This window comes from Bacillus sp. FSL K6-0042, from assembly GCF_038006685.1.
GTDB classification, from domain to species: Bacteria; Bacillota; Bacilli; order Bacillales; family Bacillaceae_G; genus Bacillus_A; species Bacillus_A pseudomycoides.
Genome location: NZ_JBBOVS010000001.1, coordinates 3654002 through 3671284 on the forward strand (window position 1 = coordinate 3654002; position 17283 = coordinate 3671284).

The window sequence follows — 17283 nt, forward strand, 5'->3', positions numbered from 1 at the left end:
CGGATTGTATTTGTTATTTTTATATTTTGAGTGATGAATGGAAAGTTCGGATTATTTCTTATTTTATGAGGTCAGACGTTCAACGTTAAAAAACTTTAGGGAACGTTGAAGAAGGTTTAAATGGAGGATTTTATATATGAAGTTTGTTATGTTTCTTGTAGGATTACTCGTTGTATTTATACTCGGGTTTCTTATAAGTGCGGATCGAAAGAAGATTAAGTATAAACCAATTGTGGTTATGCTTGTTATTCAGTTAGCATTATCGTACTTCCTATTAAATACACAGATTGGTTATATTTTAGTAAAAGGAATTTCTGATGGATTTGGAGCATTACTTACATATGCGGAATCTGGAATCGTTTTCGTATTTGGTGGTCTTGTTAATAAAGGGGAAATTTCCTTCTTCTTAACAGCATTATTACCAATCGTGTTCTTTGCCGTATTAATTGGGATCCTGCAACACTTTAAAATTTTACCGATATTTATTCGTTCAATTGGTACCCTGTTAAGTAAAGTAAATGGTTTAGGAAAGTTAGAATCATATAATGCAGTAGCGGCAGCAATCGTCGGGCAGGCTGAAGTATTTATTACGGTAAAAGATCAATTAAGCAAAATACCGAAGCATCGTTTATATACACTTTGTGCTTCTTCTATGTCGACAGTATCTATGTCGATTGTTGGATCATATATGAAAATGATTGATCCAAAATATGTAGTAACAGCACTTGTATTAAATTTATTTAGTGGTTTTATCATTATTCATATTATTAATCCATATGACGTTACTGAAGAAGAAGATACACTTAAGTTAGAAAATAAACAAAAGCAATCGTTCTTCGAAATGCTGGGCGAATATATTATGCTTGGTTTTACAATTGCAGTAACAGTAGCAGCGATGTTACTTGGTTTCGTAGCGTTAATTACAGCAATTAACAGCTTATTTGATTCTGTATTCGGTATTACCTTCCAGGCTATCTTAGGATACATTTTCTCACCACTAGCATTTGTAATGGGTATCCCGCAAGCAGAGATGGTAACGGCGGGACAAATTATGGCGACGAAATTAGTATCAAACGAATTTGTTGCGATGCTTGATCTTGGAAAAGTAGGAGGAGAATTATCAGCTCGTACAGTTGGTATTCTATCTGTATTCCTTGTATCATTTGCGAACTTCTCATCTATTGGAATTATCGCAGGTGCAACGAAAGGGATTGATGAAAATCAATCGAACGTTGTTTCCTCATTCGGATTAAGACTTGTATATGGTGCAACGTTAGTAAGTATTTTATCAGCAATTATTGTTGGGGTTATGTTATAAAAATCAAAAGCAGTGAGCGAGGGCTCACTGCTTTTTTATTTCGTAGATATAAATTCTAGTGAGATTTGTAAGGGGAAAATTAACATATCATTTATTGAAAAAATTATGTTGCATTTTATCTAGATAACGCTTACAATTTGTTTGTGGGTGGTATCAGTTTCATACTTTAAATCAAGTAGGGAAGAAGAGCCCACTAATTGTAAATTATAATTTATGTAAACGCTTACCGGTTTTAGGATACATTGTAAAGTAAATAGTATTTAGGGGTTCTATTTTTTAAAAAATCAATGGTCAGACGTCATTCGTTGGACGACCAATAACTCATGGAAAGTGGAGGATTCACATATGAAACTAGTTATGTTTCTAGTCGGTTTACTTGCTGTATTTGTACTAGGTTTCCTTGTAAGTTCAGATCGGAAGAAAATTAAATATAAACCAATTGCAATCATGCTTGTTCTTCAATTAGCATTGGCATACTTCTTATTAAATACAAAGATTGGGTATGTGTTAGTAAAAGGGATTTCAGATGGTTTTGGTGCTATTCTAAAATACGCAGAAGTAGGGGTTAACTTCGTATTTGGTGGACTAGCGAATGATGGACAAGCACCTTTCTTCTTAACAGTATTATTACCAATTATTTTCTTAGCAGTATTAATTGGGATTTTGCAACACATTAAAATTTTACCAATTATTATTAAAGCAGTCGGTTTCGTATTAAGTAAAATAAATGGTCTAGGAAAACTTGAATCATATAATGCAGTGGCAGCGGCAATCGTTGGTCAAGGTGAAGTATTTATCACAGTAAAAGATCAATTAAGTAAATTACCAAAAAATCGTTTATATACACTTTGTGCATCTTCAATGTCAACGGTATCGATGTCAATTGTCGGTTCTTATATGAAAATGATCGATCCAAAATATGTAGTAACAGCACTTGTATTAAACTTATTCAGTGGATTCATTATCGTTCATATTATTAATCCTTATGATATTAGTGAAGAAGAAGATATCTTAGAATTAGAAGAAGATAAGAAGCAAACGTTCTTCGAAATGTTAGGCGAATACATTATGCTTGGATTCTCTATTGCAGTTACAGTAGCAGCAATGTTAATCGGATTCATTGCATTGATGGCAGCAATTAACGGTTTGTTCGATTCTATTTTTGGTATTACGTTCCAAGGTATTTTAGGTTATATCTTCTCGCCATTAGCATTTATTATGGGTATTCCAACATCAGAGATGCTACAAGCAGGACAAATTATGGCAACAAAGTTAGTAACAAACGAATTTGTTGCGATGCTTGATTTAGGAAAAGTAGCTGGTGACTTATCAGCTCGTACAGTAGGTATTTTATCAATCTTCCTTGTATCATTTGCAAACTTCTCATCTATCGGGATTATCGCAGGTGCAACGAAGAGTATCGATGGAAAACAAGCAAACGTTGTATCCTCTTTCGGATTAAAGCTTGTGTATGGTGCAACGTTAGTAAGTATATTATCAGCGGTTATCGTTGGGGTTATGCTATAAAAATAAGGAAAGCAATGGGCGCGTGAGCTCATTGCTTTTTTTATTTAACTTACTTTGTTTAACTTACGTTTAAAAGCAGGCCTTTTTAAATATGTGCCAAGACGCCATACGTATTCAACTGGCCCTATGCGATACCTTTTTAACCAACAGGTGCTAGCATATAATTGGATGACGTAAATTACAATTGTTAAGACAATGCCAAAGAAGTAGCCGATTTTCCCATATAAACCAAGTCCATACGCATAAAAAATGGTGGTAGCAATGATGGATTGCGCTAAATAGTTACTAACTGACATTTTTCCTATGTTAGCCATATATTCTAATAAGCGTGATGCTTTTTTGTAATGAAATAATAAAATGATAGAGCTTCCGTAAAAAAGGGCCATACTTATCGGTGTAACACTGTCTTTTAACATAATGAGAAGAGGTTGTTTTGTTAATAACTCTAAGATTTTTACAGCGAAAGAGAAAATACCACTCATGAGCCATAGCTTTTTGAGAGGGGAGACATGTTTATCAATTTCGAAAAGCCACCCTTTTTTACCGACATACATCCCTAATAAGAACAGTGGAGTCATGAAAATCAGTGCAAAAAGCGATATGAAAAATGTTCCGAAAAAACCAGTAATCCCAATATATTTAAAAGGATCTTCATTAAGGCGGAAGCTTACATGTTCTATATAACTACCAGTTTCATGAACCTGTTGTTCTTTTGCGATATAAGGCGCAAAGTCATCGGACATATTGGTGCTTGGTTCAAAGGGATAAGACATCAGCATAGTTAGTACTAGTATGATGGATGCCCAAATGATCAATGTTTTGGGCTTTCGATTGATAAACATCATTAATAAGATTCCTATAATTCCATAACCGAATAAAATATCTCCGTCCCAAATAAAAGCTCCATGAATATATCCAATAATTAACAAAATGATGATACGTCTTATATAAGTGGGAAAGAAACGCTTTTCTTTTGCTATAATGCTCTTTTGTAGCAAAATAATACTAATCCCAAATAGAAAAGAAAATAGGGAAATGAAATTGTGGGTGCCAAAAAACTGAATAAGCCAATTTGCCCCCGCATCAATGTTTTCGAATACATAAGTAGGCTGTTCACCGCTAAACATTCCAAATTGAATTAATGTCATGTTAACAAGTAAAATACCGAATAAAGCAAAACCGCGAACGGCATCGATTGCTTCTACACGTTGTTTCATAGAGATGTTCTCCTTCCCGTTTGTACTCTATATTGAAAATAATACCATTTATAATAGTAGTCCTATATAGAATGAGCGAAGATTTAAGCTGATTTTAATCCGATGTTAAGGTGAAAAGTGATTTAAAGGAGAAAAAAATCACCTTAACGAATTCATTAAGGTGATAAGGATATTACTCAGCAGGAGGAGTAAACGTACGTTTTTCCAATTCCGCATCTAACATAAATAGAGCGTTAGAGTCGCTTGTAATACGTTTTAGTTTTTGGATGATGCTGTCGAAAGAAGCTTCTTCTTCAACCTGTTCGTCAACGAACCATTTTAAGAATGTAATTGTCGCGTGCTCACGCTCATCCCAAGCGATATCGGATAAGTTGTAAATACGCTTTGTTACTTCACGCTCATGCTCAAGTGCGATCTCAAATGCGCTTAAAACAGATTCATATTCATTGTTAGGGTTTTCGAATCCAGTAATAATGGCGCGCTCTCCGCGGTCATTAATGTAATTGTAAAGTTTCATTGCGTGGAAACGCTCTTCTTCTGCTTGTACAAGGAAAAAGTTTGCAAATCCATCATAGCTTTCTGCTGTGCAGTAAGCAGCCATTGCCATGTAAACATGGGCAGAGTAAAATTCAAAATTCATTTGGTCGTTAAGCGCATCGTGTAATTTAGTAGATAACATAAATTCTCTCCTTTGTATGTTGTCGGAACCATTATATCATAATTGATAAATATTCTCATTTATTTTCGAAACGATTAGAAAGCTTCTCGACATGTGCCTCCATAATATCTTGTAAGTCTAAATCATATTTTTGAGAAAGGATAATGAGGTTTGCAAGTACATCTCCAAGTTCTTCTTTTAATTCAATTTTCAATTCTTCCACTTGTTTTACTTGTTCATCTGAGCGATCGCGTCCAATTTCAATGGCGCGTACAACTCGTGAAACTTCTCCTACTTCTTCTGTTAAGAAATTCAAGCGAATAAAAGAGTTATATTGTGACCAGCTTCGTTTTTCGTAAAATTCCTCAACCCATCTCTGAAATTCGGCAATATTCAATTCTTTCTCATCCCTTCAATATGTTGTACAATATTCATTGTATCATAACAATATATAGTTTCGGGGTGTAGGTATGAGAAAGATTTGTGTGTTTGCAGGTTCTAATTTAGGAGAAAGACCTGAATTTAAAGAGCAAGCAATTAAGCTTGGAGAAGTGCTTGTCCAAAATAATTGTGAACTAGTATACGGCGGTTCATGTGTTGGTTTAATGGGGGAAGTAGCCAATGAAGTGTTGCGCTTAGGCGGACGTGTCACTGGTGTTATGCCTCGCGGTTTATTTCGCGGAGAGATTGTTCATAAAGGATTAACAGAACTAATTGAAGTAGAAACAATGCATGAGCGCAAAGCAAAAATGGGAGAGCTTGCGGATGCATTTATTGCGTTACCAGGTGGCTACGGAACATTTGAAGAGTTATTTGAGGTTGTATGTTGGTCACAAATTGGGATTCATGACAAGCCAGTTGGATTATTAAATAGTAAAGATTTTTATAGTCCAATTTTGCAAATGATCGATCGCGCAGCAGAAGAAGGGTTTATGAATCCATCGAATAAAGAGTTAATTGTTTCGGCGGATAATGCAGAAGAATTATTGCTCCACATGAAAAACTATAAGAGACCTGTTATGGGGAATAAGTGGAAGCAGTTATCATAATAAGATGAATAAAAAGAGGCATTCCGTTCATTTCGGAATGCCTCTAGATTTGTTTTTCAAAGCTTTTTTATATAAATACCAGCCGCTCCAACCACCAACGATTGCAATGCAGATGAAGAAAGGATAGCTTCTGGTGTCCACGGTCAGATTGAAAATATTTGCTATACCTAAAGCAATTCCAGCAGTTAATAAGGCGGAAAATGCTCGAATCAAATAGTCTTTCAACTGAACCACTCCCGTCATTTGATGGTAATACTAGAATGTTCTATATACCATGAATAAAAGAGTTACTTAAATAAAAATATCAGACTTTTCTATATTTTAACATAAAACTACTTAAAATATATAGATATAATAATAAACCCCCCTCAAGTTAAATTGAGAGGGTTTTATTGAGTGTCTAGCTCCAGCCGCTTCCGCTTTTAATATTATTATTGATTCAAGAACGCACGTAGCATCCAAGCGTGTTTTTCTAGTTCTGTGTAGATGCCAAGTAGTAAGTCAGATGTCGTTTCGTCGTCAGCATCCTGCGCGATTTCCATACCTTTTTTCAGTTCGCCTAGCATCATTTGGTAGTCTTTCATAATTGCTTCGACCATCCCTTCTGCAGTCTCTCCGTAAGCTGCTTCTTGAATAGAAGATCGTTCTAAGTATTCTTTCATTGTTGCTACTGGTTTGCCACCAATTGCTAAAATGCGTTCTGCAATTTCATCGATGTGTCCAGCTGCTTCTGTGTAAAATTGTTCGAATTTCTCATGTAGTGTAAAGAAATGAGGTCCTTTTACATACCAATGGAAGTTGTGTAGTTTTGTAAATAATACGTTCCAGTCTGCTACCTGTTTGTTTAATACTTCGATTACTTGTGTGTTCATATGATCAATCTCCTTTTGAGTTATTATATTATATCTGTTACTAATTTATAATTATTATAATCTAGTAATTGGTATAAATCAAGCTTTTCACAAACATTAATTTTGAACATTTTTTGAACTAGATGTAATGTTGTATTGCAATATGTGTTTATTTTTCCTATATGGTGGCATACATATAGAAAAAGGGAATATAGAAAGGAGAACGGAGGGCAATGGAACTCCAGTTTCAAAACGTATATCAGCAAGCTGGGAATTGGTACGTGCTGGATTCAGAATTTCCTTGGGATATTCAGCAAGTGAAAGACGATGTATTTTCACTTATTGAGAAACGCGAAATTCCAGTTATTTTTTGCGATACGTGTGATACAAATAATGTGCTTGTAAACTTAGGAGAAGAGGAAGAAGAGTTTTTATTTCCTTTAAGCGGTTTTTATCATAAAGAAAGACAATTGATTTTTGTTTGCATGTGGGGACAGTATGAACAAGTGCTCAAAACTTTACTACATGAATTCAGGCATTCAATGCAACATGAGAAAAATGTATTATACATTGGAAAAGAAGCGTATGAAGCACGTTGGATTGAAAAGGATGCCCGAGCATTTGCAGAACGTAAAATGAATGAATATATAAGAAGAAACTTAAACTAAGGCATAGTGAGAGAAAATTACTATGCTTTTATTCATTACTTACTATAATAAAGTAATTGACATTTTTAAAGTTTAGTTCTAAACTAAAGACATCAAGTAAGCGAGGTGATGGAATGAAAACAGAAGAAAGATTAGGATTATTGTTATGGTTTCGTTTATCACGCTTTTATAACAGAAGCATTCGTGAGACAAATCAACATTTGAAAGAATGGAGTTTATCTGCTGCCCAGTTTGATGTTCTAGCCCAAATTGGTGGGCACGATCGATTAACACAGCAAGAACTCGGGCGAAAGCTATTTGTTACAAAAGGGAACATCACGCAGCTTTTAAATAAAATGGAGCAGCTTGATTGGATTAAGCGAGAACAGGAAGGTACTACGAAATACCTTTCGCTAACTGAAAAGGGCAGAGTTTTGTATGAAGAGGTTGTTCCACCGCAAGAGACGTTTCAAGCAGAACAATTTGATAAGTTAAATCGTAATGAACAAAAACAACTACTAGAATTACTTCGAAAGTTACAATAAAAAATTTTAAATAAATATCTCGAATTCGAGATAATATGAGGTGAAGGATATGTTTAAAAAAGTTGATCATAAAAATATGGGAAGAGCAAATCACGGTTGGTTAAATACACATTTTCATTTTTCATTCGCAGATTATTATAATCCAGATAATATGAGATTTGGGGCGCTTCGCGTTATTAATGATGATTTAGTAGCAGCGCAAACAGGATTTGATATGCATCCGCACCGCGATATGGAGATTATTTCTTACGTTGTAGATGGTGCATTAACACACCAAGATAGCATGGGGAACCGCGGTACAATTGAGCGTGGACATGTACAATATATGAGCGCTGGTACAGGTGTTTTTCATAGTGAACATAATTTAGGGAATGAGACATTACGCCTATTACAAATTTGGATTTTACCAGACCGCGCAGGGCACACACCAAACTACGGTGAGTTCAAGTTTGATTGGAATAAACGTGAAAACAATTGGTTCCATATGGTATCTCCAATTGATGGTGGTGCACCAATTGAAATTCATCAAGACGCAAATTTATATTCACTATCTTTAGAAGCAGGAAAAGAAATCACTTTCCCTGTTAGCGAAGATCGTCAAGTTTATCTTGTGCAAATTGAAGGAAGCGGTGTTGTAAATGGTGAGACACTTGTAATGCGCGATGCAGCAGAAGTAGTTGAAGAAGATATTCGTATTCAAGCAAAAGAGCACTCACATTATTTAGCGATTGAGATGAAAAAGCAATAAGGAATGAAGGAAAAGGGAGTGTCTAACAAGGCGCTCCCTTTTTGGATGAAATTGTAAGAGAAAAGTTTCTCAATATTTTTTGGTAGGAGATATTTTCCTTTTCTCGAAATGTATAAGAGTGTCAAAAATTTTTGGGGAATGGGGAGTGTTAGATTGAAAAAGCAAGTTGTTTCATCAGCATTAGCTTTATCCGTTATCGTTGGGGGTTTTGGGGCATTCGGAGCAACAAAAACACAAGCGGCAGAGCAACAAATTCAGTATCACCAAGAATTTAAAACACCGGCTTACATAGGTGAGGAATGGAAAGCACCGCAAGGATTAGATAAAAAAGAAACAGTATTTCAGTATTTAGAGAGTAAGAAGGATATGTTTAAATTAGCAGGAAATATTGACAAACATTTTAATATTGTAGGGGAAGAAAAGGACGCTGAATCGGGTACAACACATGTGAAGTTAGTTGAGAAACATAATAATGTTCCTGTATATGGATCAGATCAAACAGTTACGATTGATAAAGACAATAACGTAAAGGCGTTCTTCGGGCAAGTTATCCCGAATTTAGAAGATAAAAATATTCCAGCTGCAGCTAGCATTACTGATGAGAAGGCGGTAGAAGTTGCAAAGGCTGATATTGAGAAAGAAATTGGCAAAGTAGATAAATATGATGGTGTGAAAAAAGATTTATATGTGTATGAAAAAGATGGACAATACTATCTTGCATACCTTGTTAAAGCGTCTATTTCAAAACCAGCACCAGGATACTGGCATTACTTTGTTGATGCAACAAATGGAAATATCATTGAGAAATATAATGCAATCGATCATATTACTGGTTTTGGCTATGGCGTTCTAGGAAACAAGCAATCATTTGAAATTGCTCAAGATGAAAAAACAGGAGCATTTAACTTGTTTGATGGAAAACGTGGAAATGGTGTTCACACGTTTGATGCACAAAATATGGATGAGAACTGGTTTAATCTCTTCTCACAATGGCTTGGATATACAGGTGAAGAGGTAGAAAGTAAGTCGAAATTCTTCGAGGACAAAGCTGCTGTCGATGCACACGTAAATGCAGGAAAAGTATATGATTATTATAAAAAGACATTTAACCGTAATTCTTTCGATAATAAAGGTGCGAGGCTGATTTCTACTGTTCACGTAGGTGAAGGTTGGAATAACGCAGCTTGGAACGGTGTACAAATGATGTATGGAGATGGGGATGGAACAACATTCATTCCATTATCTGCAGGTCTAGATGTTATTGGACATGAATTAACGCATGCTGTAACAGAGCATACAGCAAATCTTGTATATAAAGATGAGTCTGGTGCATTGAACGAATCGCTATCGGATATTTTCGGTGCGATGGTAGACCGTGATGATTGGGAGCTTGGGGAAGATATTTATACACCGGGTAAACCAGGAGATGCGCTACGCTCCTTAAGTAACCCTGCTTCTATTAAAAACCCATTAAAACCAACTGAAGGTTATCCAGATCATTACGACAAACGTTATAAAGGAACAGCTGATAATGGCGGTGTTCATATTAACAGTAGCATCAATAATAAAGCAGCATATTTAGTGTCTGAAGGTGGCACGCATTATGGTGTGAAAGTAACTGGCGTAGGCCGTGAAGCAACAGAAAAAATTTACTACCGTGCGCTTTCAAAATATTTAACTGCAAACTCTAACTTTAAAATGATGCGCCAAGCGGCACTTCAAGCTGCGACAGACTTATATGGTCAAAACTCTAAAGAAGTACAAGCTGTAACGAAAGCTTATGACGCAGTTGGTGTGAAATAAGATGAAAAAAGACCTGACTTGGTTGTCAGGTCTTTCTTTGTCAGTTAATCACGAATGCCTAGCGCGATTTTTGCCATACGTGACATACGCTCTTTGGACCAAGGTGGATTCCAAACGACATTGACCTCGATTTCATTTACTTCAGGTACATTTGTTGATAATACTTTTTTGACATCGGATACGATCTGTCCAGCCATTGGACAACCGATAGAAGTCATTGTCATTGTAATAACAGCATTATTATTTTCATCTGCTGTTACGTCATATACTAATCCAAGATTGATAATATCAACGCCTAATTCAGGATCGATAACAGCCTCTAAATTGGCATATAATTTCTCTTCGAATTCTTGCGACATGCACAACACCCCTAATATTAATGATATCCATTCTCATTATAAAGGAAATAAGATAAAGATGCAGTGAAATAGCTCACAGTGTTTTTTTTGAATCTTCCCTATACTGATTATAAGTATGTAGGGAGGAGCGAGATTGAAAATGAATTATGATGAAAATCCTTTTATTGTGATATGGGAAGTTACACGAGCTTGTGAATTAAAATGTTTGCATTGCCGAGCTGAAGCGCAGTATAGGAGAGACCCAAGAGAATTGACTTTTCTTGAAGGGAAGAGATTAATTGATGAAATATATGAAATGGATAAGCCAATGCTAGTTTTTTCTGGTGGGGATCCGCTTATGAGAGCGGATATTTATGAGCTAGCAGATTATGCAGTGCGAAAAGGATTACGAGTTTCGATGACGCCTAGTGCGACTCCAAATGTGACCAAAGAGGCGATTCAAAAAGCAAAAGAGGTTGGACTTGCACGCTGGGCTTTTAGTGTGGATGGTGCTACAGCTGAGACACATGATCGTTTTCGCGGCGTGGCGGGGTCTTTTCAGCTTACGATGGATGCGATTCAATACTTAAATGAGTTACAGATTCCTGTTCAAATTAATACAACCATTTCTAAGTATAATATTCATGAAGTAGAGGAGATGGCAGCGCTTGTTGAACAATTGGGTGGTGTGCTATGGAGCGTATTTTTTCTTGTTCCAACTGGAAGAGGAAATATAGATGATATGATTTCGCCAGTGGAACATGAACTTGTATTTCGAAAGTTATATGAAATAGGTAAAACCGCATCGTTTGATGTAAAAACAACAGCGGCTCAGCATTACCGAAGAGTTGTTATGCAGCAAAAAAATAAGGGAGGAACAAGTAAGCAAAGAATGTGTTATGAAGATGCACTCCAAAATGTTTTAACCGGAAAAATTGATGGTTTAGGACGAGCACCGAAGGGAGTCAATGACGGTAACGGTTTTGTTTTCATTTCGCATATTGGTGATGTATATCCAAGTGGATTATTACCTATTGGAGCTGGGAATGTGAGAGAAACACGTTTACGAGACATTTACCGTCACTCACCAATTTTTCAAGCGTTACGTAATCCAGATGGCTATAAAGGAAAATGCGGGAAGTGTGAATACCGCTATATATGTGGTGGTTCTCGTTCTAGGGCATATGCGATAACCGGTGATTATTTAGAGAGCGAACCATATTGTGTATATGTACCGAAAGTTTTAAGAAGCTAGCTAATAAAAAATGTGAGATTCCTATTGTCTTTTTAGGATACATCATGTATACTTCTAATTAGTTGATAACGATTATCAATATCAACTAAAACATTGCTCTTCGTTATGTTGGTCATACCCCTTTTGACTGCGTAAGTCAGAGACAAAATGTTGAAATACCTTGTGTCCTATTCTACAGAATTATGGTAATCTCCAACCTCAACTTATATGCGTTAAGCATGCAAAAGGATCCTATCCGTGAAGGGATCCTTTTTTGCATGCTGTTGTCGCAATTAACGTGTAAAGTCCTGGGATACGCTCTTCAATTTCTTTTGGAGCAGAAGAAGGAAAGACCCAGCGTTGGTGTGGGCCATGTTCTTCAATCAGCTTTTCAATGTGTAAGTTTGCCCCCGCAATTTCTGTAATAATTTCTCCTAACGTCCAGCGACGAATCATCGTTTTTTGTAGTAGGTCTTGCTGCGTTTTATCCAGTAGAATGCCATAAGCAACGTTATCTTCAATTACTTCTTCAGAGAAATAATCCCCGTTTGCCTTGAATTTTTGATCATCTGTCGCTAATAACTTTGTATAAAGGGGATGATAGTCACGAAGTATAAAAGTACCACCGTCTTTTAGAAGCTCTGAGATTAATTTAAAAAGCGGTTTGAGATCTAAAAAGTAATGAAGTACACCGAGTTCTAACAAAACAACATCAAATGATTGAGAAGGTGTTATTTCTAGTACATCTGAAACGATGTATTCAATAGACACCTCTGCAGCATTCGCTAGCTCATTTGCATATTTGGCATTGCTTTCAGAAATATCTACAACTGTTACGTCAGCACCTAATAATGCGAATGCCACAGCTTTATTTCCTTTCGAACCAAGTAAATTTATGATGCGTTTTTCCTGTATATTCTCTATGTAAGGTAAGTAATAGGATACTTCATGGGCTGGATCTTGTAATAATTTCTTTGCATATTCCTTGGGGGTACCATGCCGATTGGTCCACGCCTCATAGGCAGCAGCGTTCCAACTTTGCTTATTAATTGTGCTTAATTGTTTTTGATTCAATGAGATCGCTCCTTTCTTTAAACATGTATATATTCGGAAGGAATTATTTATTTCCTGTTTTCTTTTATAAAAAGTTTGATTTTTCTGTATTTTAGTCGTAAAATACGTGTTATATATGAAAAGCATTGAAAAGGAAAAGTAGAATGAAACCATTCTTTCCAGAGAGCTTCGGGAGCTGAGAAGAAGCAAGAATGTTCATTTGAACAATGGCCTTTGAGCTGCGTCCTGAACTTATCAGATGATAATAGTAGGCGGCGACGAGAGTTGGTTCTCGTTATCAAAATCACAGTATAAGAGCGTAATATTGCTCCGTACTTGACGAGGTCAGTTGTGTGAATAGCTGACGAAATAAGGTGGTACCGCGACTGTTTATACAGCCCCGCCCTTATCTTTTTAGAAGATAGGGGTGGGGCTTTTTATATTTAAAAGGAGGAATAGATGATGAGTACTTTTATTGGTGGAGCTTGGCCGTATGCGAATGGCTCTTTACATCTTGGGCATGTTGCGGGTTTATTACCTGGGGATATTTTAGCTCGCTATTATAGAACGAAAGGTGAAAATGTTCTTTACGTATCAGGAAGCGATTGTAATGGAACTCCGATTGCTATTCGGGCCAAACAAGAAGGGGTTACTGCAAAAGAAATTGCAGACTATTATCATGAGGAATTTGAGCGATGTTTTAAGGAGCTTGGTTTTACGTATGATTGTTATACACGTACAGATGCACAGCATCATCATGAAACGGTACAGAAGATTTTCTTACGTTTGTTAGAAGAAGGATTTATTTATAAAAAGACAGTTGAGCAAGCATATTGCGAAACGTGTACACAATTTTTACCGGATCGCTATGTGGAGGGTGTCTGTCCACATTGCCATGAACCAGCACGCGGTGATCAATGTGATGCATGCTCAGCTATTTTAGATCCAATCGATTTATTAGAAAAGAAATGTAAGCTGTGTGGAAATACGCCAGCAGTTAAGGAAACAGAGCATTTCTATTTTGCATTGCATAAATTTCAGCAGCAGATTAATGATGCGATAGCGGTTGCAAAACGAGAAGGAGCATGGCGTGATAATGCAATCCAATTAACAGAGCGTTACTTAGAAGAAGGATTACAGGACCGGGCTGTATCACGTGATTTACCAATTGGAGTGCCAATTCCAGTTAAGGGATATGAGGATAAGAAAATTTACGTGTGGATTGAAGCTGTTGCTGGTTATTATTCAGCGAGTAAACGATGGGCTGAAGAAATGGGCGAAGATGATGGGGAGTTCTGGAGTAGCAGCGCGAAGACATACTATGTTCATGGGAAGGATAATATCCCGTTCCATTCTATTATTTGGCCAGCTGTATTACTTGGGATAGGAGAAAAGGCAATTCCGCGGCATATCGTTTCCAATGAATATTTAACTGTTGAGAAACGAAAGTTATCGACAAGCAAAAACTGGGCAGTATGGGTACCAGATATATTAGAGCGGTATGATCCAGATTCGATTCGTTATTTCTTAACGATTAATGCACCAGAAAATCGCGATACCGATTTTTCTTGGCGCGAATTTATCTATAGCCATAACAGTGAGTTGCTAGGCGCATATGGGAATTTTGTAAATCGTACATTAAAGTTTATTGAGAAATATTATGACGGTGCGGTACCAAAGGGGCATATAAATCCAGAGCTAAAAGAAAGAATAGAGGAATTATATCGCAGTGTAGGAAATGCGATTGAGCAGGCTCATTTTAAAGTAGCGTTGGAAATGATTTTTGAAACGGTACGATTTACGAACAAATATTTTGATGAGCAGGCGCCCTGGAAGCAAAGGGAGGAAGAGCCTGTTGCTTGCGAAGAGACGATTTACACCTGTGTATATTTTATTGTGAATTTTGCGCAGTTACTGGAGCCGTTTTTACCGTTTTCAAGTGAAAGGGTGCGGAATATGCTAGCGATTACGAATACGGGCTGGAAATGTGAAAATATATTGCCAGAGCGGATAAGTCATGTACAGCCTTTATTTGAAAGAATTGATATAAAACAAATTGAAAAAGAGGTAGAAAGGTTATATGGAGCATGAAAGTAAAAAGAGCACATGATGTGCTCTTTTTTTAGGCGCTATGTTCTATGCTCTTTTTCTTCTCTTTCCGTGCAGTCAAAATTTGTGGTGTGAAAATACCAAGCAATATGCAAACAATGCCGAGCCATTGCATCGGTGATACGACTTCATGAACAAGAGTGATAGAAGCAATGATTGCTGTTGGTAGTTCTGCAGCACCTAAAATGGTTCCCAATCCTATGCCGACTTTTGGTACACCGATGGAGAAGCAAATTACCGGTATAACAACACCGAAGAATCCAAGGAAGAAAGCGTACTTCCATAATCCAGCTTGCAAGGCACCATCCATTAAAAAGGTTGGTGGAAAGAATAAACACACAATAAGTGTAGCACTTGTTGTCATAAGGAAGCTTTTTGTATAGGGTGATACATTTGTAGCAACGCGGCCACTTGCAAAGACATAAAAGGAAAAAGAGATAGCGGCTAACAGTCCAAAGATAATACCCTTTGTGGAGAAGTTTTGACCAAGCCCTTCAAACACACCGCCTGCAAATAATGTTCCGGCAAATAAAATAATAATAGATATTACTTTTTCGCGGCTTGGTAATGTCTTGTTAGCGACTGCGTCAATGACTACTCCAATCCAGGTAAATTGAAAGAGTAGAACAACAGCGATGGAAGCAGGTAATTCTTCTACAGAAATCGCGTAGAAAATCCCGGTCATGCTCATTGTTGTTCCGACAGCTAATAAGGTCAATGCTTGTTTTTTCGAGACTTTATGACGCGAGAAGAAAAGAACGAGCAATAAAAGTCCCACCCAACCAAATACATATTGTCCACCTAGTAACTCATGTGCAGAAAACCCGTTCATAAAGCCAAGTTTGAAAATTGTAGAAAGTACGCCGTAGCTGCAGGCGCCAAATAAAACTAATAATGAAAACTTAAATTTCTCCATAAAAAATCCTCCTTCGACAAATAAAAAACGCCCGCTGTCCAATTAAGGACAGCGGGCGAACGAAACAGAGTGAAAACTCTACAAAATTCCGCCACTCACAATCGTGTGTGAGTTTGGGTATAAAACATTTGATAATGACTATGACTCTAGTTTATAGCAATCTCTTTTACATTTTCAATATAAAGTAGATGTAATTCTTCTCGCAAGTTTTTGTGTGTTTTTTTAGAAATCACATGTGAGAAGAGTTGCGCGTATCTTCTAAAATAAGGATAAGTGAATTTCTAAAAGTTAACTATGCGAAAATGAGAGAAAAGTGCAATTTTTTTGTATATAATAAAGGAGAAATGAAAAAATTTGAAAATATATAATAGATATTAGGAGAATTTGCATGAATATGGGGTATTTTAGTATTTCCCTTACAAAAATGTAATCTAAATGTAAGCTATTGTGATAGTTATTTCGACAATTTTTTTATACAATAATAGTAACAGTTTGAACGTGATGGATGCTGTAGATAAGAGAGAAAAGGAGAGATCGACATGGAATGGATTCATGAATTATTTCAGCAATACGGTTACTATGTAGTACTTGTAGGATTGCTGTTAGAGTATATTGCGCTTCCGTTTCCGGGAGAGCCAACACTAGCATACGCGGGTTTTTTGGCGCATCAAGGGGATTTACAATTACCCCTTTTAATTATCTTATCATGTATTGGAACGAGTGTTGGGATGACAATTCAGTACTTTTTAGGTAATAAACTTGGTATGCCGTTTGTACAGAAGTATGGGAAGTATGTGTTTTTAACGCAAAGAAAAATTGATTTAACGAGAATGTGGTTTGATAAATATGGATACTTCCTTATTTTTATCGGATTCTTTATTCCAGGTGTACGCCATTTTACTGGATACTTTGCGGGAATCATTAATTTACCATTCCGTCGCTTTGCTATAACGATTTACTCTGGTGCTCTATTCTGGGTATCTTTCTTCTTAATCGGTGGCTATTGGTTAGGTGGAAACTTACATGATATATTTGGAGTACTTGGACAACACACTGGGAAAATTATCTTTGGAGTGATTGTTATTGTAGTAATTACGTTAGGAGTTCGTTTCCGCAAACAATTAAAACGCGTATTTGTACAAAGTGCAAATTAATATGGAATCCATTCTATGTCGGAATTTGGAAAGAGCAGTGCTAATAGGCACTGCTCTTTTTTATTGAAATCCATCCCCCTCACATTCTGAGCGAGCCGCTTACGCTTTTTAGTGTA

At 36.6% G+C, this 17283-nt stretch carries 18 protein-coding genes and 1 other annotated feature; of the genes, 10 read left to right on the forward strand and 8 right to left on the reverse strand.

The window, feature by feature from the left end; translation table 11 throughout:
- Positions 1-136: 136 nt before the first annotated feature.
- Positions 137-1318: a NupC/NupG family nucleoside CNT transporter gene (locus MHH45_RS18615; protein ID WP_016112452.1), complete on the forward strand. Its 1182-nt coding sequence runs from the start codon at positions 137-139 to the stop codon at positions 1316-1318.
- A 345-nt stretch (positions 1319-1663) separates the two neighbouring features.
- Positions 1664-2845 (forward strand): NupC/NupG family nucleoside CNT transporter, encoded by a 1182-nt coding sequence (locus MHH45_RS18620; protein WP_016112451.1) that lies wholly within the window; start codon positions 1664-1666, stop codon positions 2843-2845.
- Between the two features lie 44 nt (positions 2846-2889).
- On the opposite strand, the gene MHH45_RS18625 is transcribed toward MHH45_RS18620, so the two are convergent.
- The 3 genes from MHH45_RS18625 to MHH45_RS18635 form a co-directional block, all read right to left on the reverse strand.
- Complete coding sequence (locus MHH45_RS18625) at positions 2890-4062, reverse strand: DUF418 domain-containing protein (protein ID WP_016131091.1); 1173 nt, start codon at positions 4060-4062, stop codon at positions 2890-2892.
- A gap of 172 nt (positions 4063-4234) precedes the next feature.
- Entirely contained in the window at positions 4235-4741 is a 507-nt protein-coding gene (locus MHH45_RS18630; protein WP_016112449.1) for a ferritin, read from the reverse strand.
- A 55-nt stretch (positions 4742-4796) separates the two neighbouring features.
- Positions 4797-5117, reverse strand: a complete 321-nt coding sequence (locus MHH45_RS18635; protein ID WP_016131090.1) for a MazG nucleotide pyrophosphohydrolase domain-containing protein — start codon at positions 5115-5117, stop codon at positions 4797-4799.
- A gap of 73 nt (positions 5118-5190) precedes the next feature.
- Here MHH45_RS18635 and MHH45_RS18640 point away from each other — a divergent pair, with 73 nt between their 5' ends.
- Positions 5191-5769, forward strand: coding sequence for an LOG family protein (locus tag MHH45_RS18640; RefSeq protein WP_044880770.1), 579 nt, complete (start codon positions 5191-5193; stop codon positions 5767-5769).
- A gap of 27 nt (positions 5770-5796) precedes the next feature.
- Here the strand turns inward: MHH45_RS18640 and MHH45_RS18645 are convergent, their stop codons facing one another.
- Entirely contained in the window at positions 5797-5994 is a 198-nt protein-coding gene (locus tag MHH45_RS18645; RefSeq protein ID WP_033670863.1) for a hypothetical protein, read from the reverse strand.
- Positions 5995-6200: 206 nt separating this feature from the next.
- Positions 6201-6641, reverse strand: coding sequence for a Dps family protein (locus tag MHH45_RS18650; RefSeq protein WP_016112446.1), 441 nt, complete (start codon positions 6639-6641; stop codon positions 6201-6203).
- 212 nt (positions 6642-6853) lie between these two features.
- Here MHH45_RS18650 and MHH45_RS18655 point away from each other — a divergent pair, with 212 nt between their 5' ends.
- The 4 genes from MHH45_RS18655 (at position 6854) to MHH45_RS18670 (ending at position 10363) form a co-directional block, all read left to right on the forward strand.
- Positions 6854-7288 (forward strand): DUF3920 family protein, encoded by a 435-nt coding sequence (locus tag MHH45_RS18655; protein WP_016131088.1) that lies wholly within the window; start codon positions 6854-6856, stop codon positions 7286-7288.
- A 113-nt stretch (positions 7289-7401) separates the two neighbouring features.
- Positions 7402-7812, forward strand: coding sequence for a MarR family winged helix-turn-helix transcriptional regulator (locus MHH45_RS18660; RefSeq protein ID WP_016112444.1), 411 nt, complete (start codon positions 7402-7404; stop codon positions 7810-7812).
- Between the two features lie 49 nt (positions 7813-7861).
- A complete protein-coding gene (locus MHH45_RS18665) occupies positions 7862-8560 on the forward strand; it encodes a pirin family protein (protein ID WP_016131087.1) in 699 nt (232 codons plus the stop codon).
- A gap of 153 nt (positions 8561-8713) precedes the next feature.
- Positions 8714-10363, forward strand: coding sequence for a M4 family metallopeptidase (locus MHH45_RS18670; RefSeq protein WP_016112442.1), 1650 nt, complete (start codon positions 8714-8716; stop codon positions 10361-10363).
- A gap of 44 nt (positions 10364-10407) precedes the next feature.
- On the opposite strand, the gene MHH45_RS18675 is transcribed toward MHH45_RS18670, so the two are convergent.
- Positions 10408-10722 (reverse strand): metal-sulfur cluster assembly factor, encoded by a 315-nt coding sequence (locus tag MHH45_RS18675; RefSeq protein WP_000076465.1) that lies wholly within the window; start codon positions 10720-10722, stop codon positions 10408-10410.
- A gap of 139 nt (positions 10723-10861) precedes the next feature.
- On the opposite strand from MHH45_RS18675, the gene MHH45_RS18680 reads away from it, so the two are divergent.
- On the forward strand, positions 10862-11956 hold the full coding sequence (locus MHH45_RS18680) for a TIGR04053 family radical SAM/SPASM domain-containing protein (protein WP_016131086.1): 1095 nt from the start codon (positions 10862-10864) through the stop codon (positions 11954-11956).
- Between the two features lie 231 nt (positions 11957-12187).
- Here MHH45_RS18680 and MHH45_RS18685 read toward each other — a convergent pair whose 3' ends face one another.
- Positions 12188-13009 (reverse strand): class I SAM-dependent methyltransferase, encoded by an 822-nt coding sequence (locus tag MHH45_RS18685; protein WP_016131085.1) that lies wholly within the window; start codon positions 13007-13009, stop codon positions 12188-12190.
- A gap of 116 nt (positions 13010-13125) precedes the next feature.
- Positions 13126-13399: a binding site (T-box leader), on the forward strand.
- Between the two features lie 51 nt (positions 13400-13450).
- Between MHH45_RS18685 and metG the strand changes: the two genes are divergently transcribed.
- On the forward strand, positions 13451-15079 hold the full coding sequence (metG, locus tag MHH45_RS18690; RefSeq protein ID WP_016131084.1) for a methionine--tRNA ligase: 1629 nt from the start codon (positions 13451-13453) through the stop codon (positions 15077-15079).
- 31 nt (positions 15080-15110) lie between these two features.
- On the opposite strand, the gene MHH45_RS18695 is transcribed toward metG, so the two are convergent.
- Complete coding sequence (locus MHH45_RS18695; protein WP_016131083.1) at positions 15111-16013, reverse strand: EamA family transporter; 903 nt, start codon at positions 16011-16013, stop codon at positions 15111-15113.
- 539 nt (positions 16014-16552) lie between these two features.
- Between MHH45_RS18695 and MHH45_RS18700 the strand changes: the two genes are divergently transcribed.
- On the forward strand, positions 16553-17167 hold the full coding sequence (locus tag MHH45_RS18700) for a DedA family protein (protein ID WP_088094072.1): 615 nt from the start codon (positions 16553-16555) through the stop codon (positions 17165-17167).
- Positions 17168-17283 lie beyond the last annotated feature (116 nt).

What these genes read in the sequence shown, in the direction of transcription:
- MHH45_RS18625 (WP_016131091.1), bottom strand. Translation starts at nt 4,062, where the DNA reads ATGAAACAACGTGTAGAAGCAATCGATGCCGTTCGCGGTTTTGCTTTA.
- MHH45_RS18680 (WP_016131086.1), top strand. Translation starts at nt 10,862, where the DNA reads ATGAATTATGATGAAAATCCTTTTATTGTGATATGGGAAGTTACACGA.
- MHH45_RS18615 (WP_016112452.1), top strand. Translation starts at nt 137, where the DNA reads ATGAAGTTTGTTATGTTTCTTGTAGGATTACTCGTTGTATTTATACTC.
- MHH45_RS18675 (WP_000076465.1), bottom strand. Translation starts at nt 10,722, where the DNA reads ATGTCGCAAGAATTCGAAGAGAAATTATATGCCAATTTAGAGGCTGTT.
- MHH45_RS18665 (WP_016131087.1), top strand. Translation starts at nt 7,862, where the DNA reads ATGTTTAAAAAAGTTGATCATAAAAATATGGGAAGAGCAAATCACGGT.
- MHH45_RS18660 (WP_016112444.1), top strand. Translation starts at nt 7,402, where the DNA reads ATGAAAACAGAAGAAAGATTAGGATTATTGTTATGGTTTCGTTTATCA.
- MHH45_RS18640 (WP_044880770.1), top strand. Translation starts at nt 5,191, where the DNA reads ATGAGAAAGATTTGTGTGTTTGCAGGTTCTAATTTAGGAGAAAGACCT.
- MHH45_RS18700 (WP_088094072.1), top strand. Translation starts at nt 16,553, where the DNA reads ATGGAATGGATTCATGAATTATTTCAGCAATACGGTTACTATGTAGTA.
- MHH45_RS18695 (WP_016131083.1), bottom strand. Translation starts at nt 16,013, where the DNA reads ATGGAGAAATTTAAGTTTTCATTATTAGTTTTATTTGGCGCCTGCAGC.
- MHH45_RS18620 (WP_016112451.1), top strand. Translation starts at nt 1,664, where the DNA reads ATGAAACTAGTTATGTTTCTAGTCGGTTTACTTGCTGTATTTGTACTA.
- MHH45_RS18655 (WP_016131088.1), top strand. Translation starts at nt 6,854, where the DNA reads ATGGAACTCCAGTTTCAAAACGTATATCAGCAAGCTGGGAATTGGTAC.
- MHH45_RS18650 (WP_016112446.1), bottom strand. Translation starts at nt 6,641, where the DNA reads ATGAACACACAAGTAATCGAAGTATTAAACAAACAGGTAGCAGACTGG.
- MHH45_RS18630 (WP_016112449.1), bottom strand. Translation starts at nt 4,741, where the DNA reads ATGTTATCTACTAAATTACACGATGCGCTTAACGACCAAATGAATTTT.
- metG (WP_016131084.1), top strand. Translation starts at nt 13,451, where the DNA reads ATGAGTACTTTTATTGGTGGAGCTTGGCCGTATGCGAATGGCTCTTTA.